Below are 20,513 nucleotides of genomic sequence, written 5' to 3'. Positions count from 1 at the left end.
CCCCTCATGCGCTCCGGGCGTGACGACCGGTTCAGTCGCGCACCCGCGTGTGCCACAGCCACGCGATCCCCGCGAACGGCAGGACGAGCGGCAGCCAGCCGTAGCCCGCGCCGTACGCCGACCACACGGTCGCGTCGGGGAAGAGCTCCGGGTCGAGGACGGTGAGCGTGCCGACGGTCAGCACGCCGACCAGCTCGAAGACGACGGCCGCCCAGGCGAGGCGTCGCGGCGAGGGTCCGACCTCGGCGAGGCCGAGGGTCGCGGCGATGTAGACGACGGCGGCGAGCGCGGAGAGCGAGTACGCCAGCGGTGCCTCGTCGGCCTTGGTGAAGAGCTGCACGAGGGACCGGGCGGTCGCGGCGAGGGCGAAGACGCCGTACACCGCGACGAGGACGCGGCCGGCGCCGGACCTGGTGGAGGCGGTCACGGCCAGACCTGCAGGGCGCGGAGGATGACGAAGGCCTCCGTCAGCCCGACGACGGCCAGCACGGCCGTCGCCCCGCGGCTGCGCTCGGTGAGCGACCACAGGAAGCCGACGGGCAGCAGCGCCAGCCCGGCGAGCAGGTAGCCGAACAGCGTCAGGGCCTCCGGGCCGCCGAGGTCGACCCCGCCGACCTGCACGGCCGCCATGACCAGCAGCACCAGCACGCCGAGCTCGATGACGCCGGCGAAGCCCAGCAGTCCCCAGTCGGGCGTGCGTGCCAGCGCGACGTACACCAGCACGACGGCTGCGAAGGCGAGCGAGGCGTAGATGAGTGCGAGGGGAAGGGGTCCGTCCACGGCCCCGATCCTCTCAGGTCGCCCCCACCGTCGACGACGCCGCGACGGTCGAGGAGGAGGCCGACGCCATCCGCGCCGTCATCAGCTGACCGCGGGGAACTCCTTCATCGCGTGGTCTGCGATCTTCTTCATCATGAAGCCGTCGATGCCGCCGCCGACCAGGCCGCCGGCGAGGGGGATGCCGCGGCCGAAGCGGGCGAGGAGCTTCTCGCTCACCCCGCGCATGAGTCGGAAGCCGACCGCCTTGTTGACGACCATCAGCGCTGCGGGCGGCAGGCCCTTGAGGGCGTACGCCGTGACGCGGCTCCCGGCGCCCTGCATCCCGGCCTTCTTGAGCACCTCGTCGGAGTCCGAGCCGACGAGCGTGAGCAGCACCGCGGTGCGCACGCGCGGCTCGGAGATGTCGTACCCCCGCAGCGTCGCCACGCTGCCGACCATCCGCACGGCCTGGAGGTAGAACTCGGCGACGTTGACCGGCAGCGAGACCGGCATCGTGATGAAGCCGCCCAGGCCGGTGGCGAAGCCGCCGACCGCGCCGAAGAAGGTGGTCGAGCGGGCCACGGCGGCGATCGCCTTCTCGCGGTCACCGCCGGCCTTGGTCAGCGCGCGGTCGGCCACCTCGCGGACCGGGTCGATCGGGCCGCGGCCGTCGAGCCCGACGTCGATGAGCATCTCGACGAGGCGGTCGATCGCGCCCGGGTCAGGCCGCGGGTCGTCGGCGGCGTCGAGCGCGGCGCGGGTCTTCTTCGTCTCGTCGCTGCCCGGGGTGAGGAGGTCCTTGAGTCCCATGCGCCGAGCGTAGGGACCGCCCGGGCGCGGGGGCACACCCCGTGGAGCCTGCGATCAGGCGATCGACGACTTGAAGCCCCGCAGCCGCAGGCTGTTGGTCACCACGAAGACGCTCGAGAAGGCCATCGCGGCACCGGCGAGCATCGGGTTGAGCAGCCCGGCGGCGGCGAGCGGCAGGGCGGCGACGTTGTAGGCGAAGGCCCAGAAGAGGTTGCCCTTGATGGTCCCCAGCGTGCGGCGCGAGAGCCGGATCGCGTCGACCGCGACCAGCAGGTCGCCGCGCACGAGCGTCAGGTCGCTGGCCTCGATCGCCACGTCGGTGCCGGTGCCCATCGCGAGCCCGAGGTCGGCCTGGGCGAGCGCGGCCGCGTCGTTGACGCCGTCGCCGACCATCGCCACGACCGCACCGCCGGCCTGGAGCCGCTGCACCTCGGCCACCTTGTCGGCCGGCAGCACGTCGGCGACGACGTCGGAGATGCCGACCTGCGCGGCCACGTGGCGCGCGGCGGCCTCGTTGTCGCCGGTCAGCAGCACCGGCGTCAGGCCGAGCTCGCGCAACCTGGCCACGGCCTCGGCGGAGGTGGGCTTGACGGTGTCGCCGACGACGATGACGCCACGGGCGCGGCCGTCCCAGCCAACCGCGACGGGCGTACGCCCCTGTGCCTGCGCCGCGGTGACCGCGGAGGCGAGCGACGGGGGCAGGTGCTGCGACCACTCCTCGAGCAGCCGCGGGCGGCCGACGACCACCGCGTGGCCCTCGACGACGCCCTCGACACCCAGGCCCTCGCGGTTGGCGAAGTCCTCCACCGGCGCCGGGGACTCGACCGAGGCCGCGATGGCCCGGCCGACCGGGTGCTCGGAGGCCGACTCGAGCGCAGCGGCGAGGCGGCGTACGTCGTCGGCGGACTCGCCGTCGGCCGCCACCACCTCGTGGACGGTCATCGCGCCCGTGGTCACGGTGCCGGTCTTGTCGAGCACGATGGTGTCGACGCGGCGGGTCGACTCCAGCACCTCGGGGCCCTTGATCAGGATGCCGAGCTGTGCGCCGCGGCCGGTGCCGACCATGAGCGCGGTGGGCGTGGCCAGGCCGAGTGCGCAGGGGCAGGCGATGATCAGCACCGCGACTGCCGCGGTGAAGGCCGCCGTCGCGCCCGCGCCGCTGCCGAGCCAGAAGCCGAGCGTCGCCACGGCCAGGCCGATGACGATCGGCACGAAGACGCCGGAGATCCGGTCGGCGAGGCGCTGCACCTCGGCCTTGCCGTTCTGGGCGTCCTCGACCAGGCGCGCCATCTGGGCGAGCTGGGTGTCGGCACCGACGCGGGTGGCGCGCACGACGATGCGACCGCCGGCGTTCAGGCAGGCGCCGACCACGGTGTCGCCGGGGCCGACCTCGACGGGCACGGACTCGCCGGTGAGCATCGAGGCGTCGATCGCGGAGCTGCCCTCGACGACCTCGCCGTCGGTGGCGACCTTCTCGCCGGGGCGTACGACGAACTCGTCGCCGACGGCCAGCTGGTCGGTCGGGATCCGCACCTCACGCCCGTCCCTCAGCACGGCCACGTCACGCGCGCCGAGCTCCATCAGCGCCCGCAGCGCCGCACCCGACTGCCGCTTCGAGCGGTGCTCGAGCCAGCGTCCGGCGAGGATGAAGGTGGTCACCCCGGCGGCGGCCTCGAGGTAGATGTTGGACGCACCGTCGGTGCGGTCGATCGAGATCCGGAAGGGGTGCGTCATCCCGGGCTCGCCGGCGGTGCCGAGGAAGAGCGCCCACAGCGACCAGCCGAAGGCAGCCAGCACGCCGACCGAGACGAGGGTGTCCATCGTGGTCGCGCCGTGGCGCAGGTTGGTCCACGCGGCGCGGTGGAAGGGCAGCGCGCCCCACACCACGACCGGCGCGGCCAGGGCCAGCGAGGCCCACTGCCAGTAGGTGAACTGCAGCGCCGGCACCATTGCCATCGCGATCACCGGGACGCTGAGCGCGGTGCTCACCAGCAGCCGCTGGAGCAGCGGGTCGCGCTCGGGCTCGGCGTCCTCGGTGGGGGCGTCGGGCGGGGTCGGCAGCCTGGCTGCGTAGCCCGCGGCCTCGACCGTCCGCAGCAGGTCGTCGGTGGAGACGGAGCCGGGATAGGAGACCTTCGCCTTCTCGGTGGCGTAGTTGACGGTCGCGGTGACGCCGTCGAGCTTGTTGAGCTTGCGCTCGATGCGGTTGGCGCACGACGCACAGGTCATGCCGGTGATGGCCAGCTCGACGTCGGCGAGCGGCTCGATGGTCGACTCAGTGGTCATGGTCGCCCTCCTCCCCGTGATCGGTGGTGGTGCTGCCGGGCACGCCGGACGCCTCGACGGTGAAGGCGGCGGTGTGGACGGTGCCGCGGTGCTGGAAGTCGAGGAAGAGCCGGTACGTCCCCGGCGTGGGGAACGCGGTCGCGAAGTCGATCCCCGGACCGGCATCGCCCTCCTCCGGGTGGACGTGGAGGTAGCCGAGGTCACCGGAGCGGATCGCGACGAGGTGACCGAAGGCGCCGAGGTAGGGCTCGAGGTCGGTGACGGGCTCGCCGTCGAGCTCGATGCTCGTGGTGAGCACGGTGTCGGCGCCCGGAGCGGTGTCGCCCTCGAGGGCGACGGTGTAGGTGCCCTCGTCGGTCTCAAGCTCCGCAACGCGGGTGTCGGAGGGGAGGCCCTCGGGCGTGAAGTCACCCGGCACGGCGACGTCGTCGGCCAGCGTGAGACCGTCCCAGCCCTCGGGGGTGAAGTCGGCGACGACGCGCCACACGCCCGGCGTCAGGCGTACGTCCACCGACCAGGTGCCGGTGGCGGTGTCGAGGCGCGGGTGCACGTGCTGGAAGCCCGTCAGGTCACGGCGTACGACGATGAGGTGGAGGTCCTTCTCGTGCTCGCGGGTGTAGTCGAGCAGCGGCCGGCCGCTGGAGGTGAGCACGCGGAAGTCCAGCCGGGTCCGACCGGCGGGCAGCGTGCGCTCGGCGAGGTCGAGGGTGAAGCCGTCGGCGCGGGCGGTCAGCCCACCGACGTCGGCGACCGCCGCGGAGGCGTCATGCCCACCGTGGTCGTCCCCGTCATCGGCCGCGGCAGTCTCGCCGTGGTCGGCCGTGCCCTCGTGGGCGATCGGTTCGGCCTCGACCGGCCCGACCAGCCGGCCCCCGCCCCAGGCCACCGCGAAGGCGACGACCAGGGCGGTGACGAAGGCGGCCACGCGCAGCGGGGTGCTCATCGCTCCTCCTCGCACTTCTCCGGGCGGCGCGACGTCACGCCAGCGCGTAGCCGGCCTCCTCGACGGCGGCGCGGACGGCCGACGCGTCGAGGGGGGCGGTGCTGGTGACGGTGACGGCTCCGGTCTCGACGACGACGTCGACGTTCTCGACGCCCTCGAGCTCGGAGATCTCCTCGGTGACCGAGGCGGCGCAGTGGCCGCAGGTCATGCCGGTGACGGTGTAGGTCTCGGTGGTCATGTCAGGTTCCCTTCATCAGTTCATCGCTGGTTGAGGTGCGAGCGCAGCGAGCCTCGAAACCTCAGGACTTCACGAGGCGCGCGATGGCCTCGGAGGCCTCCTTGAGCTTCTCGTCCTGGACGGCCCCGCCCTGGCGGGCGGCGTCGACGAGGCAGTGCGCCATGTGGTCGTCGAGCAGCGAGAGCGCGAGCGCCTGCAGCGCCTTGGTCGCAGCGGACACCTGGGTGAGGATGTCGATGCAGTACTTCTCCTCCTCCACCATGCGCTGGATCCCGCGGACCTGTCCCTCGATGCGGCGCAGCCGCTTGAGGTGGGCCTGGACCGCTGCGTCGTTGTCCTCGAGGTGGCCGTGCTGCTCGCTCATGCTTCGAACATACCCCTAGGGGGTATTAATCGCAAGCGGCTGTGGTGACGCAACCCACCCTTCAGGGTGATTTTCGTCGGCGAGTCACGCGGTCGGGCGCTCGGCTGGCATCCGAGCCCGCGCCGCACACCTACAGTGGCGGGGACGGTCTGGGGGGCGTCGAGGTCGCACGGACGTGCGGTCCTCCGCTTCCACTGTCAGGACTGTCCATGATCATCCGCGTTGGCCTCCTCGGCGGCGACGAGCTCGTCCGGCGAGGTCTGGAGAGCATGCTCCGCACGCTCGGCGGCTTCGAGCTCGGCAGCTTCAAGGACCGGATGCGCGCTCCGATCGACATCGCGCTGATCGAGACCTTCGGCACCCCGCTCGACGACACCACCCTCGCCCGGGCCGTCGCCGACCCCTACATCAAGCGCGTCGCGGTCTTCACCTGGAACCACCACCCCGGCCTGGTCGACGACGTGCTCACGGACGGCGTCTCGGGCTACCTCGGCAAGAGCCTCACCGCGATCCAGCTCGGCCGGGCGCTGCGCGCGATCCACCTCGGCGAGGCGGTCGTCGCCCCGCCCCTGCCCGGTCACACGGCGGCAGGGAGCCGCGTGCCGAGCGAGGCCGACATCCTCACGACCCGCGAGCGCGAGACCCTCGCCCTCATCGCCACCGGCCGCAGCAACGACGAGATCGCCCAGGAGATGCGGATCTCGCTCAACTCGGTGAAGTCCTACATCCGCAGCGCCTACCGCAAGACCGGCGTGCAGAGCCGCAGCCAGGCGGTCCTGTGGGCCGTCAACCACGGCGTGCGCGCGGACGTGCTCGAGAAGGTCTGAGCCACCGCTCAGGCGAGCGGAGCAGGACGTACGCCGTCGCGCTCGGGGAGGTCGGCCGGGCGCGTCCAGGCGCCGCGACCGATCAGCACCTCCCGCAGCAGGTCGGGGCGGTCGGTGATGATCCCGTCGACGCCGGCGTCGAGCAGGGACCGCATGGTGGCCGGGTCGTCGACGGTCCACACGACCACCCGGATCCCGAGCTCGTGGGCACGCGCGATGACGCGCTCGGAGTGGATCGGCATCCGGCCCAGCCGCAGGGGCACGTGCGCGAAGGCGCCTCCGCCGGGGCGCACCCCGACGGGACGTACGCCGCCGCGCGAGCAGGCGATCAGCGTCGTCAGCGACCGCCAGCCGAGCGCCGTCGTGACCCCGGGCGCCTCGTCCTGGAGGCGGCGCAGCCAGCGGCTCCACGCGCCGGCGACCAGGATCCGCTCGGCCCAGCCGGGGTGCTGGGCGAGCAGGCGCGCCATCGCCCCGACCGATGGCTCGTCCTTCAGGTCGATGGCGAACCTGGCCTGCGGGAAGGCGGCCATCGCCTCCACGAGGGTCGGGATCCGGTCGGTGCCGTCGACGCGGAGCCGGCGCAGGTCGGCCAGGTCGAGGTCGGCGACGTCGCCCGGGTGCCCCGTGACCCGACGCAGGCTCGCGTCGTGGAAGCACACGAGGTGCCCGTCGCGGGTGGTGCGGACGTCGGTCTCGAGGTGGGTCAGGCCCAGGGACGTGGCACGTCCGAAGGCGGCGAGGGTGTTCTCGGGGGCGAGCGCCATGCCGCCGCGGTGGGCGATGGCGAGCGGACCGGGGTGGTCGCCGTAACGGATGTCGCCTGAGCTGGTCACGTCCTCAGCATGTGGCGCCCCGTCCGGGGCTGTCGCCCCGAACGGGACCGTCCGGGCGAGTGTTCACCCAGGCTTCGTCGCTGCGTCTCCGCTCAGCTGCGGTAGCCGCCCAGCAGCTCGGCCAGCCGCAGGTGCGGCTGCGCCTCGTCCTTGCGTCCCTGGCGCTGCAGGGCACGGCCCAGGAGCAGGTGGGCGTACGGCTCGTTGGGGTCGTGCTCCAGCAGCTCGGTCGCCACCCGGATCGTGCCGTTGAGCTGGGCGGAGTGGAAGAGCGAGCGCGCCAGCAGGAGGCGTACGTCGGTGAGCTCGTGCACGACCTCGCCCGGGTCGTCGAGCAGCTCGGTGAGCAGCACCGCGGCCTCGCGGTAGGCGCGCTCCTCGAACAGGGCCTGGGCCCGCACCCAGCGGTCGTGGACGGAGTCCTCGAGCAGCCCCGCGTGTCCGCGCAGCAGCTGCTCGAACGAGGTCAAGTCGTTGGGCGTGAAGTCGGTCATCGTCGCTCCTCTCGCGCAAGCACCGGCTCGATGCCATCGATGTCGTTCGATGTCATTCGATGGTGCCTCGCCCAACGCTCCGGGCGCGGGAGGCATTCCTCGGGCGCGCCGCGACGACGAGGCGAGGGTCAGCCCGGGAGCTCGCCGGTCCACTCGTGGCGGAACCGCTTCATCACCAGCCGGACGCCCTCCAGGGCGAGCCGGTAGGTCCGGCGGGCGTCGCGGCGCTCGGCCGCGGAGTCGGCGTCGGCCAGTGCCGAGGCGAGGCGGCGCTTCGCGGCCGCCCGGGTCGCCGGGGTGACGGCAAAGGTTCTCTCCTTCGACGTGCGGCCCTCGACCGAGGCCGTGAAGCCGGTGCGGGTGTGGGTGAAGGTGTAGGGCTGGTTGCGCCACGACTCCGGCAGGGAGGTGGAGTCCGGCATCGTCCCGGTCTCGACGTCGGTGAAGACCTCCGCGCCGAGGACCACGTCCCGGATGCCGCGGATGGGCTCGGTGCCGCCGACGCCGGTCAGGGAGCCCGAGCCCTCCATCTCGCCCTGGCTCATGCCCCCGACGACCAGCTCGCCCAGCACGGAGATCGACGAGCCGTGGCCCTTCACCTCCCGGCCGAAGGGGACCGAGCCGTCGAGGCTGATCAGGTCACAACGCGTCCCGCTCGCGAAGACGAGCCGCTGCGCGGTGAGGGTGAGGGTGGGGATCTGCTTGACGCGCCGTTGCTGCGACTGCGCCACCGTGTAGGCACCGAGGGCGAGGCCGTCGCGGTTGTCCTCCGCGCAGGCCGCGGCGCGCCAGTCGCTGGACGAGGCGGCGGACGAGGCGGCGTACGCCGTCGGGCCGGTCGGGACGACCGCGGACAGGGTGGCGAGGGCGGCGACGGCGGCGAGTGCGGGGCGCATGGTCCGGAGAGTAGGTGGGCGCGGTGGCCCGTGCAGCCGAACCGGCGGAATACTGGTGCCGCGAGCCCTGTTGGAGATCATAGAAACTTCAACTAAACGGAGGACACCATGCAGTTCGGCATCTTCAGCGTCGGCGACATCACCACCGACCCGACCACCGGGCGTACGCCGTCCGAGGCCGAGCGCATCGCCCTGATGACGAAGATCGCGCTCAAGGCCGAGGAGGTCGGGCTCGACGTCTTCGCGACCGGCGAGCACCACAACCCGCCGTTCGTCGTGTCGTCCCCGACGACGCACCTGGGCTACATCGCCGCGAAGACCGAGAAGCTGCTGCTCTCGACGAGCACCACGCTCATCACCACGAACGACCCGGTGAAGATCGCCGAGGACTACGCGTTCCTCCAGCACCTCTCGGGCGGGCGCGTCGACCTGATGATGGGCCGCGGCAACACCGGCCCGGTCTACCCCTGGTTCGGCAAGGACATCCGCGACGGCATCAAGCTCGCGATCGAGAACTACCACCTGCTGCGCAAGCTGTGGCGCGAGCCGGTCGTCAACTGGCAGGGCCAGTTCCGCACCCCGTTGCAGGGCTACACCTCCACACCGGCGCCGCTCGACGGCACGCCGCCCTTCGTGTGGCACGGCTCGATCCGCAGCACCGAGATCGCCGAGCAGGCGGCCTACTACGGCGACGGGTTCTTCCACAACCACATCTTCTGGAACAAGGAGCACACCGAGGCGATGGTGCAGCTCTACCGCCGCCGCTTCGAGTTCTACGGCCACGGCGCTGCCGACCAGGCCTACGTCGGCCTTGGCGGCCAGGTCTTCATGGCCGGCAGCGAGGCCGAGGCCAAGCGGGTCTTCCGCCCCTACTTCGACAACGCCCCGGTCTACGGCCACGGCCCGTCGCTGGAGGACTTCACGAAGATGACGCCGCTGACCGTCGGCACGACCGAGCAGGTCATCGAGCGCACCCTCGGCTTCGCCGACTACGTCGGTGACTACCAGCGCCAGATGTTCCTCATCGACCACGCCGGCCTGCCGGAGTCGCTGGTGCTGGAGCAGGTGGAGATGCTCGGCACCGAGGTCGTGCCCGTGCTCCGCGCGGAGTTCGAGCGCCGTCGCCCGGCGCACGTGCCGAGCGACCCGCCCACCCACGCCTCGCTCGTCGCGGCCGGCGCGGACGCCCCGCACCACCTCGTCGAGCCCGCCCGGCGGCACGTCGAGAAGCTGCAGGCCGAGCAGGCCCAGACCGCCGGGGCCAGCGCATGAGCGAGCGGAGCGAGCGCATCATCCAACACAGTGCCCCTCGTGCCTCATGCGCGCACGGAGCGAAGCGAGTACGCGCATGAGTCCTCGGGTCGTCGTGGTGACGGCGGGACTCACCGTCCCGTCGTCCACCCGGCTCCTCGCCGACCAGCTCGCCGAGGCCACCTCGACGCAGGTCAGCGCGCGGGGCGAGTCGGTGGAGACGTCCTTCGTCGAGCTGCGCGAGGTCGCCGGTGAGCTGGCCACGTTCATGGTCACCGGCGGCATCCCGACGCCACGGCTCACCGAGCTGCGCGAGCAGGTCGCGGCTGCCGACGGCCTGATCGCCGTCACGCCGGTCTTCAACGCCAGCTTCAGCGGGTTGTTCAAGATGTTCTTCGACGCCGTCGACCCCGACTCGCTGACCGGTACGCCCGTGCTGATCGCCGCCACCGCCGGGACCGCCCGGCACTCGCTGGTCCTCGACCACGCGATGCGGCCGCTGTTCGCCTACCTCCGCGCGGTCGTCGTACCCACCGGCGTCTTCGCGGCCACCGAGGACTTCGGCAGCCACGGGCTCGCCGAGCGGATCACCCGCGCCGCGGCCCAGCTCGCCGCCGCGGTGCTGAGCCAGGGGGAGTACGCCGTCGGCGGCTTCGCGCCCGACCTCGCCGCCCGCCCCCGGCGTACGTCCGGCACGCAGGTCGAGGCCGACGTGACGCCCTTCGGCGACCTGCTGCGCGGACACTCCGGCTCGGACCGCGGATGAGCGTCCCGGCGCCGTTCTGGCGGTCGGTGGAGACGCTCAACAACTTCGTCTACCTCGTCCCCGAAGCGGGCCGGCACTACGCCTCGATCGGCCTCAAGGGGTCGTGGATGGGCTACTTCGCGTCGCGGGCGGCGCCGATGGGGGCGGCCTCGCCGGAGCTCGTCGTGGCGACGTTCCACGGCTTCGCCCCACACCTCGTCCACCGCGCGCTGCCCGACGCCTGGGGCTTCGCGACCCCGGACGAGGTGCACCGGGCGCGACTCGAGCTGGCGACCGACGTCCTTGGCCGAGCGGTCAGCGGTGACCAGGTCGCGCCCCTGGCGGACGCCCTCGCCGAGATCGTCGAGGGGCTGGACCTCGCCGGCAAGCCGCTGGCGGCGGCGCACGCCTCGCTCGAGGCGCCCGCGGACGACCTCGGACGGTTCTGGCTGGCCGACGCGGTGGTGCGCGAGTTCCGCGGCGACTGCCACGTCGCGGTGCTCGTCACCGAGGGGCTCGGTGGGGTCGATGCCAACGTCCTCAACGTGGCGGCCGGTCGCACCTTCCCCCAGCAGCAGACGCTCCGCGGCTGGAGCGACGACGAGTGGGCCGCGGGTCACGACCGGCTGCGCGGGCGTGGCTGGCTCGACGACGACGGTGCGATCACGCCGCTGGGCACCGATGCGCGTGACGAGCTCGAGGCCGCCACCGACCGCGCGTGCGTCGCGGCCATGGGCGCCGGTGCGATCGCGACGGCCGCCGAGATCACCGACGACCTGCGCGACGTGGCCCGCGCGCTGCGGGCGTCGCTGAAGACCTGATCGCCGACGCCGTCCCATCCCCGACGCCGTCCGGACGGACCACCCCCACGCAGGTGGCAGCGCCTGTGCGGCCGTGGTTGCGTCGGAGTCCCGGCACCCCGGCCGGGACGGAGGAGGCAGCCATGAGCGACACCATCTGGAGCTACCGCGACAGCGAGTGGGCCGAGGACCGTGACCTGGTCGGGTACGACGTCGAGGGTGAGGACGGCTCGCTCGGCAAGGTCGACCGCGCGACCGCCGACACCGACGGCGCGTGGCTGGTCGTCGACACCGGGTTCTGGATCCTGGGCAAGAAGCGGGTCATCCCGGCCGGCACCGTCGTGGGGATGGACCACGAGGGCCGGCGGGTGATCGTCAACGTGAGCAAGGACCAGGTCAAGGACGCGCCGGACTACGACGACGACAGCTGGGACGACCAGGCGCGCGGGCTGCACGCCGAGCACTACACGCAGCGCACCGGGCACGAGAACCGGGAGGGCCTGCCCGATGGCTCCTGGTCGACCGGCGAGGGCGCCGGCGGCAACGTGGGGGAGCGCTGACGCTGACGGGTCAGCCGGCGTTGCCCTCGGGATCCTCTTCCGGCTCGAAGGTGCTCCCGTCGTCGCCGTCCATGCCGATCTCGACGCCGACAGGCTCGTCGGCCTGGGTCGCCTCGTCGCCTCCTTTGCTCGTCCTCGCCGTACCCGATGCGGGCGGGGCGATGCACGAGCGCGTGACTCTTCCGAGGCCACGGGGTGAGTCCTTAGGTTGGGAGGACCACTGCCACGCCGAACGGGAGCCGAGCATGTCGATCAACCTCAACCCCTACCTCAACTTCTCCGACGCGCGAGCGCGCGAGGCGCTGGAGCTCTACCAGTCGGTGATGGGCGGCGAGCTGAGCATCATGACCTTCGGGGACATGGGCACCGAGGGCCCGCTCGCCAGTCAGGTCATGCACGGCCAGCTCGAGGTGCCCGGTGGGCTCGTGCTGATGGGGGCCGACGCGCCGCCGGAGATGGCGCAGGTCACCTTCGGCGACAGCATGTCGGTGAGCCTGTCCGGCGGCCCGGAGGACGGCGACCAGCTGCGGTCGTGGTTCGCGGCGCTGTCGGAGGGCGGCGAGGTGCGCCAGCCGCTCGAGGCCGCGCCCTGGGGTGACGAGTTCGGGATGCTCGTCGACCGGTTCGGGATCCCGTGGATGGTCAACATCGCCGGGGACGGTGGCTCCTGAGCTCCTGCTCCGTGCCGATCCGGGGTGTCCACCTCCGTCCGGGTGCGCCACGCACGACCGGACGGAAGGCACACTGACCGGGTGGACTGCTACGTCGAGGCCGGAGCTGCGCACGCCCTTCCTGCGCTGCGTCGCGAGCTGGTGACCTACCTGCGTCGCCACGGGGATCCCGGCAGTGACTTCGACGCTGCAGAGCTCCTGATCGGGGAGGCAGTGGGAAACGCCGTGCGCCACACCGCCGGCCCGGCCTGGGTGTCCCTGCACTGGCGTGACCGGCTCCCCCTGTTGACGGTCCACGACCTCGGACCCGGGTTCGACCCGGCAAGCCTCAGCAGCGCGGTGGAGCCGTCGCCCGATCCGGACGCCGACCCCTTCGACTCCCTGGCGGAGTCCGGCCGCGGGCTGATGATCATGCGGGCGCTCGCGCCGACCCTGACCAGCCGCGCCAGGACCGGCGAGGGCATGGTCGTCTCGGTGTCCCTGCCGGTCACCCGACCGCCGTCGGTCAGCCACGACCCGCCCAGGCGGCGCGCCGGTGCGCTGCCGCTGCCGGAGGAGTCGCTCCCGCAGGGTGGTTTCGGCAAGGAGTCCTTCCTGCGGGCGCTCGTCGTCCAGCTCGCGCAGACCATCGAGGTCCAGCACGGCCAGGACGCTGCGGACGCCGCCGTGGCCCAGGTCGGCACCGACGTGGGGGGCCGGATGCTGGCGGAGTTCCGCCTGGCGGAGGCCGTGACGGGTCGGATGTCGCCCGAGGAGATCTGCCGGTGCTACGTGCGCCTCAAGCACGCCATCGACGGCGGTTTCCGCGTCGTCGAAGCCACTGAGGAGAGGATCGTCCTCGTCAACGACCGCTGTCCCTTCGGCGAGGCGGTGCGGCAGGCGCCGTCGCTGTGCCGGATGACGTCGAGCGTCTTCGGTGGGATCGCGGCGCGCAACAGCGACGAAGGGGCGACGTGCTCCTCGAGGAACGCATCGCCCTCGGCGACGCGGGGTGCCGCGTCGTCGTCGAGCTGGGCATCTCCCGGGCGGGTGCCGATCCCGCCACGCACTACTACGCGACCCCGGTCGAGAGCTGAGCCGTGCGGTCGCCTCAGGCCTCCCAGGCCGGACCGGTGCCGCCGAAGCGTTCGAGAAGACGTCGCCCGACGTGGGCGCCGTGGGCGAGGCGTACGTCCTCGGGGACCTCGGGCAGGTTCTCCTCCCAGTCCAGCAGGCACGAGCCGCGCAGCTGCAGCATCCTCGCGGGTCGGCCGAAGAAGAACGGGTGCGCGTGCGCACCGCCGTCGCCGTAGCGGCCGATGTGGCAACGTCCGACGCTCGGCAGCTCCTCCACCGCCCGCGTGATGGCGACGGTGAGGACGCCCATCTCGGCGGCCAGGTCGTCGGGCAGGTCGGCGATGTCGTGGTGCGCGACGGGCCGCAGGATGAACGAGACCGGCAGCTTCATGTCGAGCAGCACCAGCAGCCACCGCTCGTTGCGCCAGGCCACCCGCGCGGCACGGTCGGCGGGCATCGGCTCCTGGCAGAAGCAGTCGGCCGGGTCCTCACCCGCCCGCGGCGGCTCGGCGTCGGCGAGCGGCTCGAGCGCCTTGACGCGCAGCCCCTCGAGCTCGAAGGGGAAGATGTCCCAGCCGGGCATCGCCTCGATGGCGACCGGCAACCGGCCCTCGGCGTCGGTCGCTGCGGCGACGCGTGCGTGGAAGTCCTCGGCGGTCTCGAGTGCGCGCATGGCCGCGAGTCTGTCACTCACCAGGGCGAGGGTCTGTAGTCCTTCACGAAGCACCCGTACAGGTCCTCGCCCGCCTCGCCCAGCACGATCGGGTCGTAGACGCGCGCCGCTCCGTCGACCAGGTCGAGCGGCGCGTGCCAGCCCTCGGCGGCGATGCGGAGCTTCTCGTGGTGCGGGCGCTCGTCGGTGATCCAGCCCGTGTCGACCGCGGTCATCAGGATCCGGTCGGTCTCGAACATCTCGCCCGAGCTCGTCCGCGTCATCATGTTGAGCGCGGCCTTGGCCATGTTGGTGTGCGGGTGGCCGGGGCCCTTGTAGCGACGGGAGAACTGCCCCTCCATCGCCGACACGTTGACGACGTACGCCCGTCCCGAGGCGGCGGTCGTCGCGGCGGCCGCCATCGCCGGGCGCAGCCGCGAGACCAGCAGGAACGGGGCGATCGAGTTGCACAGCTGCACCTCGAGGAGCTCCAGCGGGTCGACCTCACCGACCGTCTGGGTCCACGAGTTGTTGTCCTGCACGTCGGGAAGCAGGCCGCCCGCGTCGACGGCGGTCCCGGCGAGGTGCGCGTCGAGCGAGGCGTGCCCGGCCTTCAGTGCCAGCGCGGTGAGGGTGGCGGCGTTGTGCGCAGCGATCGCGTGCTCGGTCGACTCGCCCTCGTGGTGCGCGATCGCGGTGTCGGTGAGCGCGCCCGCGATCGCGGCGGGGTGCGCCTCGGAGATGTGGTCGAAGGTCACCAGCTCGGGGACCGAGTCCTCCGGCAGCGGGAGCTGCTCGGCCTGGACCAGCGGGGCGTAGGCGCCCGGCGTGCGGCGTACGGTCTGGCAGGCGTTGTTGATGAGGATGTCGAGCGGGCCCGCGGCCGCGACGTCGTCGGCCAGCGAGATGACCTGGGTGGGGTCGCGCAGGTCGATGCCGACCACCTTCAGCCGATGGATCCACTCGTCCGCGTCGGGCAGCGCGGAGAAGCGCCGCACCGCGTCCTTGGGGAAGCGGGTCGTGATGGTGGTGTGGGCGCCGTCGCGCAGCAGGCGCAGCGCGATGTACATCCCGATCTTCGCGCGGCCGCCGGTCAACAGGGCGCGCCTGCCGGTGAGGTCGGTGCGCTGGTCGCGCTTGGCGTGGCTCATCGCCGCGCAGGTCGGGCAGAGCCAGTGGTAGAACGCGTCGACCAGCGTGAAGTCCTGCTTGCAGATGTAGCAGCCGCGCGGGTTGATCAGCTCGCCGGCGAACGCCCCGACGCTCGTCGAGACGAGCGGGATGCCGGCGGTCTCGTCGTCGATGCGCATCGCCGACCCGGTCGCGGTCTTCTCGATGACCTCGCGGTCGTGGGCGAGCTCTGCGGCGCGCTTGGCGAGCTTGCGCTCGGACTTGATCGACTTGTACATGTGCGACGCCGCGCGCTTGACCGTGACGTGGTCGGGGTGGTCGCCGGGGAGGTGGTGGAGCGTCTGCAGCACCCGGAGGGTCGTCGCGAGGTCGTCGGGGTCGATGCCGGGGTGCTGCTGGTCCACCGGGGAAGCGTACGGGCGCCGGGGCGATCCCCGGCTATCCGGGGATTCTGGAGGTTCCGGTGCGAAGTTTCGGGGGGGAGGCTCCAGTTTCCCCGGGTACCCGGGGAAAGCGACGGGGGACAGAGCCGACGGGCTCAGCCCTCGCGTGCCGGCGACCCGCTGATCCGCATCCGGTCGGCGCGCATGCCGTGCTCCACACCCCAGAGCACGGCCTTGGAGCGCGAGTCGACGTCGATCTTGCGGTAGGCGGAGCGGATGTAGGACTTGATGGAGTTCAGGGAGAGCAGCGTGCGCTCGGCGATCTCCTGGTTGCTCAGGCCCATCGTGATGAGCGAGAGCACCTCCGCCTCGCGGGCGGTGAGCCCCTCCTCGCGACCGGGCCAGTCGCCGCCGACGAGCGCGGAGCGGCCGCGTGAGGGCGACACCACGACCTGCCCGGCGGAGATCGCGGAGATCGCGTCGACGAGGCGGGAGGCGGGCAGGCTCTTGGAGAGGTAGCCCCGCACCCCCTGGTTGAGGGTGTCGCGGGTCAGCCAGGGCTGGAAGTTCCAGGTGTAGACCGCGACCTGGCGCACCTGCGGGCTCTCGACGAGCCGGTGCACGGCCGGGCCGTTGCCCTGGCCCATCCCGAAGGTGTCGTAGAGGGCGACGTCGACGGGCTGCGCCACGGGCTTGCCGGCGACCAGCTCGACGACCTCGATCCGGTGGCCGTAGCTGCGCATCATCGCGTCGAGGCCGCGCACGACGACCTCGTCGTCGTTGACCAGCGCCACTCGAATCACCATGCGCTCAACGTACGGCAGTTTGTGTATCTTGATCCGGTTGTTCAGCAGAGATGGGGGAGACGTGCGGGAGAGCGCGGCCACGGTCGAGGAGACCCGCACGGGAGGCCTCGGCATCCGCTGCGAGGGCGTCGTCCACCTCTACAAGACGTTCGGCGGGCACGACGTCGTCGCCCTGCGCGGCGTCGACCTCACCATCCGCCCCGGCGAGCGCGTGGCCTTCCTCGGCCCCAGCGGCTCGGGCAAGTCGACGCTGCTGGCGCTGCTCGGCGGCATCCAGCGCCCCAGCGCGGGCCGGATCTTCCTCGGGGAGGAAGAGGTGTCGCGGATGGGTGAGCGCTACCTCGCCCGGATCCGCTCGCGCCAGGTCTCCACGATGCTCCAGGGCGCCACCCGCAACCTGCTGCCCTACGCCACCGCCCGGCAGAACATCGCCTTCGCCCAGCTCTCCCTCGCCGGTCGCGACCGGGACCGGGCGCTGGCCGACGTCGAGCTGCTCGACCGCGTCGGCCTCGTCGACCAGGCCGACCAGGTCGTCTCCACGATGTCCGGCGGCCAGCGCCAGCGCCTGGCCCTGGCCTGCGCGGTCTCCACCGCTCCACGGCTGCTGCTCGCCGACGAGCCCACCAGCCAGCTCAGCCACGCCGACCGCGACCACGTGCTGCACCTGATCCACTCGCTCGGCGACGACTTCGGCACCACCATCGTCGTCGTCACCCACCAGCCCGAGGTCGCCGCGACCTTCCCGCGCACCGTGACGATGAAGGGTGGTCGCGTCGGGGCTGAGGGCCACGGCGGGTCGGAGTACGCCGTCGTGGGCGAGGACGGCGTGCTGCACCTGCCCGGGCACATCGCCGCCGAGTGGCCCCCCGGCACGCTCGTGCGCTTCGAGGACGACGAGGAGGGCCGGATCGTCGTGACCCGCGCCAGCAGCGAAGGCAGTCAGTCATGACGCGCGACCTCGTGCTCGAGCACATCACCTACGTCAACGGCCGTACGCTCCTCGACGACGTCAGCGTCACCTTCCCCGCCGGCCGGGTGACGGCCCTGTCCGGGCCCAGCGGCTCCGGCAAGACCACCCTGCTCTCCATCGCCGGCGGGCTGCTCGAGCCGACGTCCGGAACCGCCGGGCTCGCCGGGCAGGAGATGTGGACCGGCAGCGGCGACCCGCTGCCCGAGGTGGCGTTCGTGCTCCAGGTCTACGGCCTGGTGCCCATCCTCTCGGCCCGCGAGAACGTCTCCATCGCGCTGCGCGCCCGCGGCACCGCACCCGCCGACGCCGACGAGGCCGCGGAGGCCGCACTGGCCCGCTTCGGCATCGCCGACCTCGGTGAGCGCCAGGTCGAGGAGCTGTCGGGCGGGCAGATGCAGCGCGTCGCCTGCGCCCGCGGGTTCGTCGTCGGCGCCGAGGTGCTGCTGGCCGACGAGCCGACCTCGGAGCTCGACGAGGGCAACCGGGGTGTCGTGCTCGCCGAGCTGCGCGAGGAGGCCGCCCGCGGCGCCGTCGTCGTGGTGGCCACCCACGACCCCGCCGTGGTCGAGGCCTGCGACCTCCACGTCGCGCTCGACGAGGGCCGGGTCGTCCGTTGAGCCGTGTCCTCCGCGGGGCCTGGAGCCGTCGGGGTGCCCTGACGACCCTGGTGCTGATGACGCTGGTCGTCGTCGGCGGAGCCGTGGTGGTGCTGCAGTTCGCCGCGGCCGCCGGCACCTCGCCGTGGCTCACCGCGCCGCTCCTGCTCCTCGGTGCGGTGGCCGTGCCGAGCATCGGCGCCGAGCTCGCGGTGGCCCGGCGCGAGGAGATCGGGCTGGCCCGCCTGCGCGGGATCCACGGCCTGCGGCTGTGGCGCTTCCTGCTGGTCGAGCCCCTGCTCGCGATCCTCCTCGGCGCCGGGACCGGCGTGGCCCTCGGTGCGGTCGGCACGGTGCTGGCCACCCGCACGTGGCTCGACGACGCCGCGCCCGCGCTGGGGCGTACGGCCGTGCTCGCCGCCGCCGGCATCGCCGGTGCCGGCCTCCTGATCGTCGGCTTCTCCGCAGCGGCCGCGCTGCGCGAGCCGCTGGCGGTCCAGGTCTCCGCGCGTCGCCGTCCCCGGCGCGCCACCACCCTCGCGATCTTCCTCAGCGTGCTGGTGCTCGTCGGCGCTGGCGTCGCGGCCTACCGCAGCCGCGAGGCGGCCGGCGAGCCGGACCTCGTCGTCCTCCTCGGGCCTGCCCTCGTCGGTCTGGCGCTGGGTCAGGTGGCGATCTGGGTCGTCCGGATCCTCGCCCGTGCGCTGACGCCCGCCACCGAGAAGCGCGGCCTCGGCGCCTTCCTCGCCGCCCGCCGCCTGGCCCGCGCCGACGACCTCGTCACCCCGGTCCGTCTCGTCGTCGCGGCAGCGGTCGTCGGCTCGCTCGCCCTGAGCGGGGCGGTGGCCGTCGACGGCTGGACCGGCGAGCAGGCCGCCGTGGAGGTCCCGGGCGCCCGCACCATCGACGTCACCGAGCTCGGTGCCCTGGGCGCCGTCGACCTCACCGAGCGCGTCGACCCCGAGAGCGAGCACCTGATCGCCACCGCGGTCGTGCGCAACGAGACGCGTCTGGGCGAGCGCAGGGCGTACGTCGACGCGGGGCGCTGGGACGCCGTGGTGGCCGACTTCTACGACGGCACCCCCGCGGCCGCCGCCTCGGACGCCGTGCCATCGATCGACACCGACATCGCGCCGGTGCAGGTGCGGGGCGATCGCCTCAGCGTGACCGCGGTGGGGCTCACGGTCCCGGCGCTGCGGACCCAGCGGGGCCCGACCGGCCAGGTCGTCACCGCCGGTGGCGGCGGTCTCGAGCTGACCCTGGCCTTCGTCACCTCGGCCAACCAGTCCGGCGCCACCGTCCTGCGCCTCGAGGTCCCGGCCGACGGCTCCCGGGTGCGCCGCTCGGTCCGCGTGCCGGAGTGCGCCGACGGGTGCGCGATCACCGGCCTCGACGTCTCGCGCGACAGCCGGGGCCTGATCGACGGCAGTGACTTCGAGGTGCTCCTCGAGACGCTCGAGCTCGGCAGTGCGGACCTGCTCGCCCAGCCCTGGCTGCCCGACCCGAGCTCGGTGGAGTCCGCGCTCAACAGCAACTTCTTCCGCAACTACCAGCCGCCCACGTCCTTCGTGGTCAACCGCCCCGACGGCCTCCAGGTGGCCCTGCTGCCGGCGGTCGCGCTGAGGCTCGAGCAGGACCGCGGTGAGGCCACGGTCCCTGTCCTGGTGGCCGACCAGGACGAGCCGGTCGCGCTCGACCTCGGTGGCGACGACCGGACCACCGAGGTCGTCGGGGTCGCCGACTCCCTGCCGCTGCTGGGGTCTGTGGGCGTCCTCGCCGACATCCGCACCTCGGCCGCGGGCTCCGGGCCGACCGTGCCCTCGGCGGAGGTGCAGGTCGTGGCCGATTCCGACACCCCGCAGGCGGTCCTCGACGAGGTGGCCGACGCCACCGGCGCGACGTGGCGCTCGCGGGCGAGCGTGCGCGACTCGCTCGGCGCGCGCTTCGGGGGCGCCCAGTCCGTGGCGTACGCCCTCACGGCCCTCGCGTGCGCGCTCGTGGCGCTGCTCGCGCTGGGCGCGGGCGTGACCCGGCACCTGCGCGACTACCGCCGCGACGTGGCGTCCCTGCGCGTGCTCGGCGTCTCCACCGGCACCGCCCGCCGCGCCGGCCGTGCCGAGCTGGCCAGCCTCACCGCCCTGGTGCTGGCAGTGGTCGTGGCCGGTGGGTGGCTGGCGGTCACCCTGCTCCTCGACGGCCTGCCCCTGCTCGCCGTGCCGGTCGCCGGCCTCCCGCTCGACACCGCACCGCAGGCGTGGCCCCTGGTGGTCCCCGCGGTCCTCGCAGCCGCCGCCGTGGTGCTGGTCGGCGGCCGCGCCCGCGCGGTCCGCGCCTCGACGACCCGGCCGAGCCTCCTGCGCGAGGAGGAGAGATGACCGCACCCCACGACCTTCTCCTCCTCCGCTCCGCTCCCCCGGACAACGTCGAGGGGACCCCGAG

The 20,513-nt window shown here is 72.9% G+C and carries 24 protein-coding genes; 10 read left to right on the top strand and 14 right to left on the bottom strand.

The annotated features are described in order from the left end of the window. Positions 1 to 31 precede the first annotated feature (31 nt). The 7 genes from CFI00_RS22910 to CFI00_RS22880 form a co-directional block, all read right to left on the bottom strand. Complete coding sequence (locus CFI00_RS22910) at positions 32 to 427, bottom strand: hypothetical protein (RefSeq protein WP_242532591.1); 396 nt, start codon at positions 425 to 427, stop codon at positions 32 to 34. Beyond that, entirely contained in the window at positions 424 to 780 is a 357-nt protein-coding gene (locus tag CFI00_RS22905) for a hypothetical protein (RefSeq protein ID WP_207083234.1), read from the bottom strand. Before CFI00_RS22905 ends, CFI00_RS22910 begins: the two co-directional genes overlap by 4 nt. 81 nt (positions 781 to 861) lie before the next feature. Continuing rightward, positions 862 to 1,569 (bottom strand): EcsC family protein, encoded by a 708-nt coding sequence (locus tag CFI00_RS22900; protein WP_242532590.1) that lies wholly within the window; start codon positions 1,567 to 1,569, stop codon positions 862 to 864. A gap of 54 nt (positions 1,570 to 1,623) precedes the next feature. Then, positions 1,624 to 3,855 carry a heavy metal translocating P-type ATPase gene (locus tag CFI00_RS22895; RefSeq protein ID WP_207083233.1) on the bottom strand — a complete coding sequence of 744 codons (2,232 nt, stop codon included), beginning with the start codon at positions 3,853 to 3,855 and terminating at the stop codon, positions 1,624 to 1,626. Further along, the gene (locus CFI00_RS22890; RefSeq protein ID WP_207083232.1) at positions 3,845 to 4,798 is read right to left on the bottom strand and encodes a hypothetical protein; all 954 of its coding nucleotides are present in this window, start codon (positions 4,796 to 4,798) and stop codon (positions 3,845 to 3,847) included. The genes CFI00_RS22895 and CFI00_RS22890 overlap by 11 nt, the downstream gene beginning before the upstream one ends. 34 nt (positions 4,799 to 4,832) lie before the next feature. Further along, a complete protein-coding gene (locus tag CFI00_RS22885; protein ID WP_207083231.1) occupies positions 4,833 to 5,036 on the bottom strand; it encodes a heavy-metal-associated domain-containing protein in 204 nt (67 codons plus the stop codon). Between the two features lie 61 nt (positions 5,037 to 5,097). Next, entirely contained in the window at positions 5,098 to 5,400 is a 303-nt protein-coding gene (locus tag CFI00_RS22880) for a metal-sensitive transcriptional regulator (protein ID WP_207083230.1), read from the bottom strand. Positions 5,401 to 5,609: 209 nt separating this feature from the next. Between CFI00_RS22880 and CFI00_RS22875 the strand changes: the two genes are divergently transcribed. After that, complete coding sequence (locus CFI00_RS22875; RefSeq protein ID WP_207083229.1) at positions 5,610 to 6,227, top strand: response regulator transcription factor; 618 nt, start codon at positions 5,610 to 5,612, stop codon at positions 6,225 to 6,227. Positions 6,228 to 6,235: 8 nt separating this feature from the next. Here the strand turns inward: CFI00_RS22875 and CFI00_RS22870 are convergent, their stop codons facing one another. From CFI00_RS22870 to CFI00_RS22860, 3 genes are all read right to left on the bottom strand, one after another. Next, entirely contained in the window at positions 6,236 to 7,063 is an 828-nt protein-coding gene (locus CFI00_RS22870; RefSeq protein WP_207083228.1) for a glycerophosphodiester phosphodiesterase family protein, read from the bottom strand. 92 nt (positions 7,064 to 7,155) lie between these two features. Continuing rightward, positions 7,156 to 7,557 (bottom strand): tetratricopeptide repeat protein, encoded by a 402-nt coding sequence (locus tag CFI00_RS22865; RefSeq protein WP_207083227.1) that lies wholly within the window; start codon positions 7,555 to 7,557, stop codon positions 7,156 to 7,158. A gap of 128 nt (positions 7,558 to 7,685) precedes the next feature. Next, positions 7,686 to 8,453, bottom strand: a complete 768-nt coding sequence (locus CFI00_RS22860) for a hypothetical protein (RefSeq protein ID WP_207083226.1) — start codon at positions 8,451 to 8,453, stop codon at positions 7,686 to 7,688. A 108-nt stretch (positions 8,454 to 8,561) separates the two neighbouring features. On the opposite strand from CFI00_RS22860, the gene CFI00_RS22855 reads away from it, so the two are divergent. The 4 genes from CFI00_RS22855 (at position 8,562) to CFI00_RS22840 (ending at position 11,809) form a co-directional block, all read left to right on the top strand. Then, a complete protein-coding gene (locus CFI00_RS22855; RefSeq protein ID WP_207083225.1) occupies positions 8,562 to 9,725 on the top strand; it encodes an LLM class flavin-dependent oxidoreductase in 1,164 nt (387 codons plus the stop codon). Positions 9,726 to 9,801: 76 nt separating this feature from the next. Next, entirely contained in the window at positions 9,802 to 10,470 is a 669-nt protein-coding gene (locus CFI00_RS22850) for an FMN reductase (protein ID WP_207083224.1), read from the top strand. Continuing rightward, the gene (locus CFI00_RS22845; protein WP_207083223.1) at positions 10,467 to 11,270 is read left to right on the top strand and encodes a hypothetical protein; all 804 of its coding nucleotides are present in this window, start codon (positions 10,467 to 10,469) and stop codon (positions 11,268 to 11,270) included. The genes CFI00_RS22850 and CFI00_RS22845 overlap by 4 nt, the downstream gene beginning before the upstream one ends. 122 nt (positions 11,271 to 11,392) lie before the next feature. After that, on the top strand, positions 11,393 to 11,809 hold the full coding sequence (locus tag CFI00_RS22840; RefSeq protein WP_207083222.1) for a PRC-barrel domain-containing protein: 417 nt from the start codon (positions 11,393 to 11,395) through the stop codon (positions 11,807 to 11,809). Between the two features lie 10 nt (positions 11,810 to 11,819). Here CFI00_RS22840 and CFI00_RS22835 read toward each other — a convergent pair whose 3' ends face one another. Then, positions 11,820 to 12,065 carry a hypothetical protein gene (locus CFI00_RS22835; protein ID WP_207083221.1) on the bottom strand — a complete coding sequence of 82 codons (246 nt, stop codon included), beginning with the start codon at positions 12,063 to 12,065 and terminating at the stop codon, positions 11,820 to 11,822. Between CFI00_RS22835 and CFI00_RS22830 the strand changes: the two genes are divergently transcribed. After that, positions 12,055 to 12,480, top strand: coding sequence for a VOC family protein (locus tag CFI00_RS22830; RefSeq protein ID WP_207083220.1), 426 nt, complete (start codon positions 12,055 to 12,057; stop codon positions 12,478 to 12,480). The genes CFI00_RS22835 and CFI00_RS22830 overlap by 11 nt on opposite strands. A gap of 953 nt (positions 12,481 to 13,433) precedes the next feature. Further along, complete coding sequence (locus tag CFI00_RS23960) at positions 13,434 to 13,556, top strand: hypothetical protein (protein WP_277988334.1); 123 nt, start codon at positions 13,434 to 13,436, stop codon at positions 13,554 to 13,556. 14 nt (positions 13,557 to 13,570) lie between these two features. On the opposite strand, the gene CFI00_RS23770 is transcribed toward CFI00_RS23960, so the two are convergent. The 3 genes from CFI00_RS23770 to CFI00_RS22815 all read right to left on the bottom strand — a co-directional run bounded on the left by CFI00_RS23770 (position 13,571) and on the right by CFI00_RS22815 (position 16,508). After that, positions 13,571 to 14,230: a hypothetical protein gene (locus tag CFI00_RS23770; RefSeq protein WP_242532589.1), complete on the bottom strand. Its 660-nt coding sequence runs from the start codon at positions 14,228 to 14,230 to the stop codon at positions 13,571 to 13,573. Further along, the gene (locus CFI00_RS22820; protein WP_207083218.1) at positions 14,227 to 15,723 is read right to left on the bottom strand and encodes an SDR family NAD(P)-dependent oxidoreductase; all 1,497 of its coding nucleotides are present in this window, start codon (positions 15,721 to 15,723) and stop codon (positions 14,227 to 14,229) included. The genes CFI00_RS23770 and CFI00_RS22820 overlap by 4 nt, the downstream gene beginning before the upstream one ends. Before the next feature lie 134 nt (positions 15,724 to 15,857). Beyond that, positions 15,858 to 16,508: a response regulator transcription factor gene (locus CFI00_RS22815; RefSeq protein ID WP_207083217.1), complete on the bottom strand. Its 651-nt coding sequence runs from the start codon at positions 16,506 to 16,508 to the stop codon at positions 15,858 to 15,860. Between the two features lie 61 nt (positions 16,509 to 16,569). Between CFI00_RS22815 and CFI00_RS22810 the strand changes: the two genes are divergently transcribed. Genes CFI00_RS22810 through CFI00_RS22800 form a run of 3 tightly spaced genes read left to right on the top strand, consistent with a single transcriptional unit; the run spans position 16,570 to position 20,449 of the window. Beyond that, positions 16,570 to 17,457 (top strand): ABC transporter ATP-binding protein, encoded by an 888-nt coding sequence (locus CFI00_RS22810; RefSeq protein ID WP_242532588.1) that lies wholly within the window; start codon positions 16,570 to 16,572, stop codon positions 17,455 to 17,457. Continuing rightward, a complete protein-coding gene (locus tag CFI00_RS22805) occupies positions 17,454 to 18,095 on the top strand; it encodes an ATP-binding cassette domain-containing protein (RefSeq protein ID WP_207083215.1) in 642 nt (213 codons plus the stop codon). The genes CFI00_RS22810 and CFI00_RS22805 overlap by 4 nt, the downstream gene beginning before the upstream one ends. 56 nt (positions 18,096 to 18,151) lie before the next feature. Next, on the top strand, positions 18,152 to 20,449 hold the full coding sequence (locus CFI00_RS22800; protein ID WP_207083214.1) for a hypothetical protein: 2,298 nt from the start codon (positions 18,152 to 18,154) through the stop codon (positions 20,447 to 20,449). The last annotated feature ends 64 nt before the right edge of the window (positions 20,450 to 20,513 follow it).

The organism is Nocardioides sp. S5, from assembly GCF_017310035.1.
Classification (GTDB): Bacteria; Actinomycetota; Actinomycetes; order Propionibacteriales; family Nocardioidaceae; genus Nocardioides.
This window is presented reverse-complemented; position numbering and strand designations above follow the sequence as displayed.